Origin of the sequence: Actinoplanes lobatus (genome assembly GCF_014205215.1) — a bacterium.
Taxonomy (GTDB): Bacteria; Actinomycetota; Actinomycetes; order Mycobacteriales; family Micromonosporaceae; genus Actinoplanes; species Actinoplanes lobatus.
Genome location: NZ_JACHNC010000001.1, coordinates 6,752,840 through 6,764,509, shown reverse-complemented (window position 1 = coordinate 6,764,509; position 11,670 = coordinate 6,752,840). Strand labels below are relative to the sequence as shown.

Genomic DNA, 11,670 nt, shown 5'->3' with positions numbered 1-11,670 from the left:
CGGCTACCGATGGGTCTGCCAGGCGTGCCAGAGTTCGGAGTACGGCCCGCCGCGGGTGGCCAGTTCGCTCGGCGGGCCCTGCTCGACTATCTGTCCGTCTCGCATGATGACGACACGGTCGGCCGCCGCTGCCGTGGTGAGGCGGTGCGCGACCAGAAGCGCGGTCCGGCCGGCGAGCACCCGGGCCATCGATGCCTCCAGCTCTCGGGCGCCGGCGCTGCCCGCCTCGGCGGTCGCTTCGTCGAGCACGGCGACGGCCGGGTCACGCAGCACCAGCCGGGCCAGCGCGATCTGCTGCGCCTGGACCGGGGTGAGCGCGAACCCGCCGGTGCCGACCCGGGTGTCCAGGCCATCGGGCAGCAGGTCGACCCAGGAGATCGCGCCGACCAGGGACAGTGCCTCGCGTAGGTGCGGCTCGGTCGCGTCGGCGTCGGCCAGCCGCAGGTCCTCGGCCAGGGTGCCGGCGAAGACGTGTACCTCCTGACTGATCAGGGTGATGTGCCGGGCGAGGTCCGCACGGGACATTCCGGCGAGTGGGGTGCCCCCGAGTTCGATGCTTCCCGTACGGGGCTCGTGGATGCCGGCCACGAGCGCGGCGAGCGTCGTCTTGCCCGCTCCGCTGGCGCCGACCAGGGCGACGTGTTCACCGGGCCGGATTTCGAGGTCGACGCCGTACAGGACGTCGGGGCCGTCGGCGTAGCCGAACCGGACTCCGCGCAGGGTGAGCGTGGTGTCGCGCGGCTCCGGGCCGCCGGGCCGGGCGGGCGCCTCGACCTGAAGGATGCCGACCAGCCGGCTGAGCGACGCGGTGGCGCTCTGAACCTCGTCGAGCAGGTTGACCAGCAGGCCGATCGGGTCGTACAGCCGGATGAAGTACAGGGCCGCGGCGGTGGCCTCCCCCACGGTGGCGTCACCGTTGCCGACCAGCCAGGCGCCGAGTACCAGGACGGTGCCGGTGCCGGTCAGTTCGCCGAGGTGGATGCGGGAGAAGAACCAGGCGGTGGTGTCCATGGCCTTGATCGAGGCGCGCCGGGCGGCCTCGGACCGCACATCGGTACGCCGTAGGTGCCGTGGCCCGAGCAGCAGCGCCTGGATCGTGAGGAACCCGCCGAGCGTCTCCACCAGTTGCTGGGAGCGTTCGCCCTCGGCGCGGCGTTCGGCGGCGAACAGCGGCGGGCTGACGGTCAGGTAGCCCCGGGCGGCCCAGGCGTAGAACGGCAGCGAGACCAGCCCGGCCAGGGCGAACCGCCAATCCAGGGCGGCGAGACCGCCCACGGTCAGCACGACCGCGCACGCCGACCACAGGAATTGGGGGATGCCGCGGCGCAGTGCCTCGCTGACCTTGTCCACGTCGTTGCTGACCCGGGAGACGAGGTCACCGGTGCCGCCGCGTTCGATCTCGGCCTGCGGCAGCGACAGCGCGTGCCCGAGCACGGTCTCCCGCAGCCCGGCGAGCGCCGTCTCACCGACCTGGACGATCAGCAGCCAGCCGCCGCTGGACAGCGCACCCTGTACGAGGGTGGCCACGGCGAGCGTGACGAGCGGGCGGGTCAGGTCGCCGTGTTCGCCGCCTGTGTAGACGATGTCGACCAGGGTGCCGAGCGCGGGCGGGATGAACAGCCCGGCGCCGACGGTGCCGATCAGGACCGTCAGGGCGAGCGACGCCGCACGCCAGTGCGGTCGCAGCGTTTGCCCGAGGATGCGGCGTGCCTGCCGGGGTGTGGCGACGGGCAGGGTGACGGTGGCGAGGTCGGTCACGACAGCACGGCTCCGGCGTAGCGCTCGTCGGCGACGAGATCGGTGTGGGTGCCCTCGGCCACGAGCGCGCCGTTCTGGACGAGGACGACCCGGTCGGCGACCGCGAGCAGGCCGGCGCTGGACGTGACGACGATCGTGGTGCGCCGGCCGCGCCGCAGTTCGCGTATGCCGGCCGCGACGGCGGCTTCGGTGACGGCGTCCAGGGCGCTGGCCGGCTCGTCGAGCACCAGCACCGGCGGGTCTGCCGCGAGCGCTCGGGCCAGCGACAACCGTTGCTGTTGGCCGCCGGAGAGGTTACGGCCGGAGTGCACCGAACCGCGGTCGCGGATCAGCGCGGCCACCTCCTCGGCGCATGCGGCGGCGAGGTACGGGGCGGGGTCGCCGCCGACGACCTCCGGCAGTGGCTCGGTGAACAGGGCCGAGTTGTGCGGCACCACCGCGACGTGGGCGTGCAGGACGTCGAGTGGGAGTGTCTCGGCCGGCACGCCGCCGACGTGGACGGTGCCGGCGGCCGGCTCCCGGCGCCGGGCGATGGCGTCGAGCAGCTCGGCCCGCTCGGCCAGGTTGTCGGCGACCACGGCGACCAGCTCACCCTCGGTGACATCGAGGCTGAGACCGCGCAGGTGTTCGCCGGTGAGACCGGACACGGTGAGCGACGCCGCCAGTGGTGGCCGGTCCGCCGGCGATGCCGGGCCCGCGACGGCGTACGGGGTGTTCAGCAGGTCCGCGATGCGCTGGGCGGACGCGCGGACGGTGGCGGCGAACACTCCGGCGTATGACAGCCGGCTGACCGGTTCGACCAGGAATTGCGCCAGGCCGACTCCGGCCACCAGCTGACCCGGCGTCAGGTCGCCGTCGAGGGCTAGGAAGGCGCCTACCGCGGCCACTGCCACCAGCAGGAAGCCGCCGATGGTGCTGGTGACCCCTTCGAACAGTGCCTCGGCGGCGCCCGCCCGGATCCGGGCCCGGCGGGAGAGCTGGCTGGTGACGCGGTAGCGGGCGGCGGCGTTGCGCTGCGCGCCCAGGCCGCCGAGTACCCGTAGCCCTTCGACCATGTCGACGGCGACCGCGGCGCTGTGGGCCGCGGCCTCCTGCTGCGCCTCGCTGCGCTGCTGCAACGGCCTGGCCAGCAGGGGCGCGACGAAGACGACCACGACCACGCAGGCCAGGGCCACGAGCCCGAGAGTCACCGAGGTGATCAGGAGCGCGACCGTCGCGACCACCAGCGCCACGAGTCCGCTGACGCCTGTGGACAGGGCGTCCACGGTCTCGCCCACCACGGCGGCGTCGCTGCTGGCCACGCTGAGCGTCTCCCCCGTGGGCCGCTGTTTCGCCAGGCCGCGCGGGTCGAGGACGCGGGCCACGATGGCCTGACGTACGTCGTGCCCGGCCCGGGTGGCCGCCCGTGTCCCGACCGGCCCGGCGCCGTTGCCGCACAGTGACAGCACCACGTACACGCCGGCCAGCGCCGCCACCCACGACAGTGTCCCCGGCACCGATCCGTCGGTGATCGCCCCGTCCAGGGCGAGGCCGACCAGCACCGGGGTGGTCGCCTCGCACACCTGGTGGACGCTGACCATGGCGACGGTCAGCCCGGCCTGCATGCGCACACGCCGGAAGGCGAAGCGGACCACGCTCCCCGCTGTCCATCGCATGTCCGGCTCAGTGATGGCGCTGGGCGCGTCATCCTGCCTCACTCCGAGATCACCCCAACCCTCCCCCGATAAAGTTAGGACAGGCTAACCTCATGGCGCTGGCGTCGAGGCATCGGTGTCCTTCTCAGCACCGAAGGACGACCTCAGTGGCGAGACCGCCCGCGCGTTATCTGCGGCGCATGAGGAAGCCGAGGAGTCGGGCTAACCTCCACCCATGTCACTGGCTGTGGAAGTGTCGCCGGGAGGCGAGACGAGCAACCCTGCGTGGCCCGGCGGTAAGTCGATAGCTTGCATCGAGAAGCTCGTCGACTTCGTCCCAATCGGTGTCGCGAGCCAGGTCCAGCCCGATCCACCCGCTGGCGCCGAGGTAGGCCGGTATATAGCAGCGGGCGTCCTCCAGCAACGCCGCGCGTTCGCCGGGATCGGTCAGCACGATCAGCGAATGTTCATGCTGCTGGTAGACGCCGTCGACTTTCACCGATCCTCCGTAGTAGGCGAAGACCTTGGTGGTGAAGAAGGCGGGGTGCCCGTGGGAGATCTTCTCGGCGGCGTCCGGGTAGGCCAGGGCGAGTGCGCGAAGCCGGACCAGGAGCGGGTCTGCGTCGTCGAACATGATGGGGTGCGCCATGCCAAAAAATGTAAGCACGCGGCTGCGCTGCGAACTGGCCCCGGCCGACAGGCGACGGGCACGCTACGACTAATCACTGCCTACCGGTTCCAGGCCGCCCACAACTCGCTGTACCGGCCACCGGCGCGCAGCAGATCGTCCGGTGCGCCCTCCTCGATGACCCGGCCGTGGTCCAGGACGAGTACCTGGTCGGCGGACGCGGCCTGGGTGAGCCGGTGCGCCACGATCAGGGTGGTACGGCCCGCGGTGGCGGCGTCCGCCGCGCGTTCCAGGTCGCGGGCGCTGGAGCTGCCGGCCTCGGCGGTGGCCTCGTCCAGTACGGCGACCTCCGGATCGGCCAGGACCAGCCGGGCCAGGGCGAGTTGCTGTGCCTGGGCCGCGGTCAGCCGGTGCCCGCCGTCGCCGACGTGGGTGTCGAGGCCGCCGGGCAGCGCCTGGAACCAGCCGGTCGCGCCGATCAGGTCGAGCGCGGCGAGCAGTTCGCCGTCGCTCGCGTCGGGCCGGGCCAGCCGCAGGTCGTCGCGCAGTGGCCCGGCGAAGACGTGCACCTCCTGGCTGATCAGGGCGATCCGCTGCCGGGTGCGGGTCTCGCCCAGTTCGTCGAGGGGTGTGCCGCCGAGCCGTACGGTGCCGTCGGCCGGTGCGACGATGCCCGCGGCGATGGCGGCCAGGGTGCTCTTGCCGGCCCCGCTCGCCCCGACCAGGGCCACCCGTGATCCCGCGGCCAGCCGTAGGGTGATGTCGGCGAGGACCACCGGCCCGTCGTCGTAGTGGTGCTGGGCCACCACCACGTCGAGGTCGCCGCCGGTCACCGCGGGATCGGCGGGGTCGGCGACCGGGGCCGCGGGCAGGTCGGCGACGCCGACCAGGCGGGCCAGGCTCGCTCCGGCCTGCAGCGCGGTGTCCGATTCGAGCAGCAGGATCCCGATCGGGTTGAACAGCCGGTGGAAGTACAGCGCCGCGGCCGTCGCCGCTCCGACGGTCGCCATCTGCTCGCGTACCAGCAGGAACCCGGCGATCAGCACGGCCGCCAGGCCGATCAGTTCGGCCCGGTTGATCCGGGAGACGAACCGGGTGTAGTTCTGGAAAACCTCCAGCGTGAGGTCGCGGGTGGTCGCCGAGGATGCGGCGACGTGCGCCACGTGGGTTTCCTCGATGCGGTAGGCGCGAGCTGTCGCCGCACCTCGAAGGGCGCCTGCCAGTGCCTGGGTGCGTTCACCCGACACGACCCGCTTCTTCACGTAGTAGGGCGCTGATCGGGGCAGATACCAGCGCAACGCGAACAGGTATCCCGGGGCCGCCGCCAGCCCGGCCAGCCCCAGCCGCCAGTCCAGGGCGAACAGCCCGCCCGCGGTGAGGACGACGGACAGGGCCGCGTTCACGATCAGCGGCCCGCTCGCGGTGAGCGCCGACGCCACCGCGGTGGCGTCCTCTCCGGTACGTGACACGAGGTCGCCGGTCCCGGTGCGTTCCAGGGTGGCCGACGGCAGGTGCAGGGCCCGGTCGAGTACCCGTTCGCGCAGGTGGGCCAGCATCGTCTCGCCGAGCCGTGCCGCGTTCGCCGTGGCGGCGGTGGTCAGCGCCCCGCCGGCCAGTGCCGCTACCGCGATCACCGTGGCCCAGTAGGCCACCCGGCCCGACCCGGCTTCGGCGATCACATCGTCCACGAGCCGGCCCAGTGCCCAGGGGGCGACGAGTCCGGCGGCCGACGCCGCCACCAGCAGCGCCGCCGCGGCCGCGCTGAGCCCGGGCAGCCGGGCGAACTCGGCCCGGATCGCGGCCCAGGTCCGCTGCGGTGTGGCGGTGGGCAACAGGATCCTGGTCACCGCAGCACGGCCTCTCGATAGGACGGTTCGGCCGCGACCAGCTCGTCGTGCGTGCCCTCGGCGCGGATGCGCCCGCCGGTCAGCACCAGCACCCGGTCCGCGGCCCGCAGCAGCGCCGGGCTGCTGGTCACCACCACGGTCGCCTGCGGGCTCGCCCGGCGGGCCGAGGTGAGCCGTTCGGCGATGAGCGCCTCGGTCACCGGGTCCACCGCGGTGGTCGGGTCGTGCAGCACCAGCACCGGCGGCGCGGCCACGACGGCCCGGGCCAGGGCCACCCGCTGCCGCTGGCCGCCGGAGAGGTTGGCGCCCCGCTCGATCAGCACCTGATCCAGGCCGTCGGTGTGCAGGACGTCCTCCGCGGCGGCCACCCGGATCGCTTCCAGGAGGGTGTCGTCGTCAGCGGTCGTACCGGCGGCCAGGTTGTCGCGCAACGTCCCCTCGAACAGCGCCACGTCGTGTGGTTCCACGAGCACGATCCGCCGGGACTCCGCGAGCCGCAGCGACTCCGCCGGGGCCGCGTCGATCCGTACCGAGCCCTGGTAGTCCTCGCGTGGCGCGGTGCCGGCCAGTACCGCCAGGAGGGCTTCGGCGTCGCGTGGGTCGTCGGCCAGGATCCCGACGGTCTCACCAGCGAGGATCCGCAGATTCAGGCCGGTCAGCGTCCCGTACCGGAGATCGGTGAGAACGAGCCGCTCGCTGGCCGGCGGCGGCGCGCTCGCGGTGCCCGGACGCACCGCCGGCGCCGCCTGTAGGACCTTGGCCACGCGCCGGGCCGAGGCGCGCGCGGTCGCGAGGGACTGCACGCACCAGCCGAGCGTCTGCACCGGCTCGGCGATGAACTGCGCCAGCCCGACCACCGCGACCAGCTCACCCACCGTGATCCGCCCGTTGAGCGCCAGCCATCCGGCCGCGCCGGTCACCGCGGCCAGCAGCAACCCGTTGACCGTGCTGGTGAGGCCGAGGTGCAGGCCTTTGGTGGTGGCGGCGCGCAGGGTGTCGGTGAGGGCGCCGCGGCTGGCCGCCGCGAACCGGCCGGCCGCGTGGTGCTGCGCGCCGATGCCGCGCAGCACGCGCAGCCCGGCGACGAGATCGACGGCGAGCGCGCTGGTCTCGGCCAGGGCCGCCTGCTGGGCCTCGCTGCGGCGGGTGAGCAGCGGCGCGAGGCGCTGCAAGGACATCAACACCAGGGGTACGCCCACGAGCACGCCCACACCGAGGGCGGGATCGACCATGATCAGCGCCGTCGCGGACACCAGTAGCGCGGTGCAGGCGGCCGCGGCGCTGCCGGCCGTCCGGATCGCCGCGGCCGACCGGTCGGCGTCCGAGGCGGCGATGCTGAGCAGCTCCCCGTCCCGCAGCCCGGACCGTTGCCCGCGCGGGTCGAGTGCGCGCTCGGTGATCCGTACCCGGGCCCGGTGTGCTTCGTGCTCCTTGGCGGCGTTCGAGAACCGGGCCCCGAACCGCCAGGCGAGCGAGAGCACCGTGAAGAGCAGGGTGAGCGCGGCCAGCGAGAGCAGCAGCGCGCCGGTGTCCGAGGTCGCCACCGCCCGGTCGATGACCACGCCGATGGTCACCGGCACCAGGGCCTCGGCGGCCTGGTGCAGGCAGAGCAGTGCCACCCCGGCCGTCAGCCGGCCCCGCTGGCGCCGCAGGGCCGGTCGCAGCAAATGATCGCCCATGTGGCTCAGGAGGCGGCCGGCTGCGCGAGCACGGTGCCCGGCCGGTCCAGCAGCAGGGTCATCGGTTGTAGGCCCCTCTTTCCAGATGTTTAGGGCAGGCGAACCTAACAAAACGACGATGGTGGATCGCCGTCGCCTGCCGAAGACCCTGATCCGGTGGGCGTGTGGTCAGCCGGCCGACCGGGCGCCGCGGGCGGCACGGGCCGCGGGAACCACGAGCGGCGTATGGGTCTGAGGATCCGGGATCACCTGGCACGCCAGCCCGTACACGTGCTCCACCAGCTCCGCTGTGATGATCTCGCGCGGGTCGCCCTCCGCGACGATCTTCCCGGATTTCATGGCGATGAGGTGGGTGGCGTACCGGCAGGCCTGGTTGAGGTCGTGCAGGACCGCCACCAGGGTTCGGCCCTGTTCGTGCAGGTCAGCGCACAGGTCGAGCAGGTCGATCTGATGAGCGATGTCCAGATATGTCGTCGGCTCGTCCAGGAGCAGGATGTTCGTCTGCTGCGCCAGCGCCATCGCCATCCACACCCGCTGCCGCTGGCCGCCGGACAACTCGTCGACGGCCCGGTCCGCCAGCTCGGTCACTCCGGTCGCCGCCATCGCCTCCGCGACCTGGTACTCGTCCTCCGGGGTCCACTGGCGCAGCAGCCGCTGGTGCGGGTACCGGCCCCGGGCCACCAGGTCGGCCACCGAGATGCCCTCCGGCGCGGTCGCCGACTGGGCGAGCAGACCGAGCCGGCGGGCGACCTCCTTCGCCCGGTACGAGCTGATCGCCGCCCCGTCCAGGACGACGGTTCCGTGCCGGGGTGACAGCAGTCCGGACAGGGCACGCAGCAGGGTCGACTTGCCGCACGCGTTCGGGCCGACGATCACCGTGAAGGCGCCGTCCGGGATCTCGACGGTCAGGCGCTCGGCCACCACCCGGTTGTCGTAGCCGAGGGTGAGCTCCGAGCCGGACAGCCGCGATGTCATCCGTTCCCCTTACGCCACTGCTCGCTGAGCAGCCAGGCGAGGTAGACCCCGCCGACCGCGCCGGTCACCACGCCCACCGGCAGCTGGGCGGGCGCCAGGATCCGCTGCGCGACGAAGTCGCTGAGCACCATCAGCAGTGCCCCGGTGATCGCCGCCGGCAGCAGCTGCACCGACGGTGAACGGGTCAGCCGCCGGGTGACCTGCGGCGCGGCCAGTGCCACGAACGCGACCGGGCCGGTCGCCGCGGTCGCGACGGCGCAGACCGCGACCGCCAGGACCATCAGCGACAGCCGGGACCATCGCACCGGAACCCCGAGGGAGCGTGCCGAGTCCTCGCCCATCGCGAGCATCTGCAGCCGTCGGCTCAGCAGCAGCAACGGCGGTGTCAGAACCGCGAGGGCGATGCCGAGCAGGTACACGTACTGCCAGGTCCGGCCGTTGAGGGTGCCGACCAGCCAGACCGCGGCGGACTGGGCGGCGTCCAGCCGGGCACGGCTGATGAGGTAGCTGTTGACCGCGACCAGCATCGCCGCGATCCCGATCCCGACGAGCACCAGCCGCCGGATCGAGCCGCCGCCGCGGGCGGCCAGCCCGTACACGATCAGGGCGGTGCCGATGCCGCCGGCGATGGCCGCGACGGCGGAACCGGCCGGCCCGGCGCCGAACACGACGATCGCGAGCACCGCGCCGGTGGCCGAGCCGGTGGTGAAGCCGACGATGTCGGGGCTGCCGAGCGGATTGCGGGAGAGGCTCTGGAAGACCGCTCCGGACAGGGCCAGCGCGGCGCCGGTGAGCAGGGCGAGACAGACCCGTGGCAGGCGGAGATCGAGCAGGATGAACCGGTCGGCACGGCGGCCGCCGCCCTGCAGGATCTCGACGATGTCGGCCAGGGGCAACCGGATCCCCACCGCCACGACGGTGAGCAGGACGGCCGCGAACGCGGCGACCAGCAGCGCGCCGCTGACCCCCAGGGTGCGCACGTCGAGCCGTAACGCGATGCCGGGTGCTCGGACGGTGAGCCGGCGGGTCACAGCGGCACGATCCGGCGGTGCAGCACGACGGCGAGGAAGATGGGCGCCCCGAGCAGGGCCGCGACCAGGCCGGCCTCCAGTTCGCCGGGGCGTGCGACCACCCGGCCGATGACGTCCGCGGCCAGCAGCAGGATCGGTGCGAGCAGCAGCGAGTACGGCAGCAGCCAGCGCTGGTCCGGCCCGACCAGGGCGCGGGCGATGTGCGGTACGGCGAGCCCGACGAACGCGATGGGCCCGACCGCGGCGGTGGCGGCGCCGCAGAGCGCGGTGACGGCCACCGCGGAGAGCACCCGGGTGCGGTCGAGGTTGGCGCCGAGCCCTCGGGCGGTGTCCTCGCCGAGCGCGATGACGTTCAGCGAAGGTCCCAGGGCGATCGCGATCACGGTGCCGGCCAGGATGAACGGCAGGACGCCCCACAGCACGGTGAGGTCGCGGCCGGCGAGCGACCCGACGGTCCACAGCCGGTACCGGTCGAAGGTGGTGGTGTCCAGCAGGGCGACAGCGTTGGTGACCGACAGCAGCGCGGCGCCGACGGCCGCGCCGGCGAGCGCGAGCCGTTCCGGTGACGCGCTCGCGTGGCCGCTGGTGCCGAGCAGGTAGACCACCAGGAACGCGCCGGCGGCGCCGACGAACGCGAACCAGATGTAGCCGGTCAGCGAGCCGACGCCGAGAACCCGGATCGCGAGCACCACCGCCGCCGCGGCGCCCGCGTTGATGCCGAGAATGCCCGGGTCGGCGAGCGGATTGCGGGTGAGCGCCTGCATGAGCGCTCCCGCCAGTCCCAGCGCGATTCCCGCGGCGAGCCCGATCAGCGTACGGGGAATGCGCAGGTCGAAGACGATCCGAACGTCCTCGGTGTTCGCGCCGTGGGAGAACAGCACGTCCCATACCGTGCCGAGCGGGATGGGTTTGGCGCCGACCGCGATGCTCACGGCGACGACCGCGACGAGAACCGCCGCGGCCGCCAGCAGCCCCAGAGCACGCGCGGTGAGCCCGCCCCGGGCGCGGACCCGTTCCTGGGGAGGTCGGTATCCGGCCCGCTCGGCCGTGGACGTCACGCCAGAGTTTCCTTCGCCATCGGTACGAATCGCTCGATGGTGTAGGGGGTGCTCAGTACCGAGTTGGTGGAGAACGCGTTGACCAGGTCGGGGTCCTCGAGGATGAGCATGCGGCCGTCCTTGGCCGACGGGATGCTGTTGAGCACCGGGTCGTTCTTGAGTTCCTCGCCGGCGCCGATACCGAAGACGACGGTCAGGTCGGCGTCGAGCAGGCCGACCTGTTCCTTGGAGATCGGGGCGTAGTAGTTGGCGGGGTTGAGGTCCTCGATCTTCTGGGAGTTCACGAAGCCGAGCGCTTCCATGAACTGCACGCGGCCGTCGCCGCGCGTGTAGGCGCCGTACTGCCCGCCGAACGCGGCCGCAACGACCACGCTCTTGCCCTGGAACTCCGGGTTGGCCGCCTTCGCGACGCCGAGTTTCGTGTCATTGGCGATGACCAGAGCCTCGCCGTCGGCCTTGCGGCCCAGGGCCGAGGCGATCATCACGGTCTGGTCCCTGAGGGTGGTGCCGTACGGCGGGGTGTTCGCCGGCCCGGACAGCGTGGGCGCGAGCTTCTCGAGCTGTTCCCAGGTGGCCTTGACGTTGTCGCTCTTGGTGAACGTGATGAAGTCCGGCCGCAGTGCGGCCACACTCTCGAAGTTGATCTCCGGCCCTTTGAGTACGGTGGGTTTCGCACCCTTCAGCCTGTCCTGCGCCCACGGGCCCACACCGGTCGGCCAGGCCTGAAACCAGTCGAGGATGCCGATCGGGACCACGCCGAGGGCGAGCAGGGCGTCGGCGTCGGCCCAGCCGAGCGAGACGACCGCTTTCGGTGCCGCCTCCAGGGTCGTGCTGCCGAACTGGTGGGTGACCGTGGCCGGGAACCTACCGCCGCCGATCTCCACGGACACGACCGGAACCGGCTTCTGCTCGTCGGCGCTGTCGCCGCAGGCCGCGAGCAGCCCGCCGGCCGCGACACCCGCCGCGCCGAAGAGAAGATTTCGACGTCCGATGGACGGGGTCGTCGCCATACGGGCCTCCGATGATGGTGAATATACTGATTACTGCCACTTAGGCAATC

At 72.6% G+C, this 11,670-nt stretch carries 9 protein-coding genes; all 9 read right to left on the bottom strand.

Features of this window, described 5'->3' with window-relative positions; translation table 11 throughout:
- Positions 1-3 precede the first annotated feature (3 nt).
- A complete protein-coding gene (locus BJ964_RS31095) occupies positions 4-1,758 on the bottom strand; it encodes an ABC transporter ATP-binding protein (protein ID WP_188124000.1) in 1,755 nt (584 codons plus the stop codon).
- Positions 1,755-3,413, bottom strand: coding sequence for an ABC transporter transmembrane domain-containing protein (locus BJ964_RS31090; RefSeq protein ID WP_188123999.1), 1,659 nt, complete (start codon positions 3,411-3,413; stop codon positions 1,755-1,757). Before BJ964_RS31090 ends, BJ964_RS31095 begins: the two co-directional genes overlap by 4 nt.
- Positions 3,414-3,630: 217 nt before the next feature.
- Positions 3,631-4,041 carry an MmcQ/YjbR family DNA-binding protein gene (locus BJ964_RS31085; RefSeq protein WP_188123998.1) on the bottom strand — a complete coding sequence of 137 codons (411 nt, stop codon included), beginning with the start codon at positions 4,039-4,041 and terminating at the stop codon, positions 3,631-3,633.
- Positions 4,042-4,121: 80 nt separating this feature from the next.
- Positions 4,122-5,867: an ABC transporter ATP-binding protein gene (locus BJ964_RS31080; RefSeq protein WP_188123997.1), complete on the bottom strand. Its 1,746-nt coding sequence runs from the start codon at positions 5,865-5,867 to the stop codon at positions 4,122-4,124.
- Positions 5,864-7,546, bottom strand: coding sequence for an ABC transporter transmembrane domain-containing protein (locus tag BJ964_RS31075; RefSeq protein WP_188123996.1), 1,683 nt, complete (start codon positions 7,544-7,546; stop codon positions 5,864-5,866). The genes BJ964_RS31080 and BJ964_RS31075 overlap by 4 nt, the downstream gene beginning before the upstream one ends.
- A gap of 168 nt (positions 7,547-7,714) precedes the next feature.
- Entirely contained in the window at positions 7,715-8,521 is an 807-nt protein-coding gene (locus BJ964_RS31070) for an ABC transporter ATP-binding protein (RefSeq protein WP_188123995.1), read from the bottom strand.
- Complete coding sequence (locus BJ964_RS31065) at positions 8,518-9,552, bottom strand: FecCD family ABC transporter permease (protein WP_188123994.1); 1,035 nt, start codon at positions 9,550-9,552, stop codon at positions 8,518-8,520. Before BJ964_RS31065 ends, BJ964_RS31070 begins: the two co-directional genes overlap by 4 nt.
- Positions 9,549-10,610 (bottom strand): FecCD family ABC transporter permease, encoded by a 1,062-nt coding sequence (locus tag BJ964_RS31060; RefSeq protein ID WP_188123993.1) that lies wholly within the window; start codon positions 10,608-10,610, stop codon positions 9,549-9,551. The genes BJ964_RS31065 and BJ964_RS31060 overlap by 4 nt, the downstream gene beginning before the upstream one ends.
- Positions 10,607-11,620: an ABC transporter substrate-binding protein gene (locus BJ964_RS31055; RefSeq protein ID WP_188123992.1), complete on the bottom strand. Its 1,014-nt coding sequence runs from the start codon at positions 11,618-11,620 to the stop codon at positions 10,607-10,609. Before BJ964_RS31055 ends, BJ964_RS31060 begins: the two co-directional genes overlap by 4 nt.
- Positions 11,621-11,670 lie beyond the last annotated feature (50 nt).

Bases quoted from the DNA above. Each gene is read 5' to 3' on its own strand.
- BJ964_RS31090 (WP_188123999.1), bottom strand. From the start codon at position 3,413: ATGCGATGGACAGCGGGGAGCGTGGTCCGCTTCGCCTTCCGGCGTGTG.
- BJ964_RS31085 (WP_188123998.1), bottom strand. From the start codon at position 4,041: ATGGCGCACCCCATCATGTTCGACGACGCAGACCCGCTCCTGGTCCGG.
- BJ964_RS31075 (WP_188123996.1), bottom strand. From the start codon at position 7,546: ATGGGCGATCATTTGCTGCGACCGGCCCTGCGGCGCCAGCGGGGCCGG.
- BJ964_RS31070 (WP_188123995.1), bottom strand. From the start codon at position 8,521: ATGACATCGCGGCTGTCCGGCTCGGAGCTCACCCTCGGCTACGACAAC.
- BJ964_RS31055 (WP_188123992.1), bottom strand. From the start codon at position 11,620: ATGGCGACGACCCCGTCCATCGGACGTCGAAATCTTCTCTTCGGCGCG.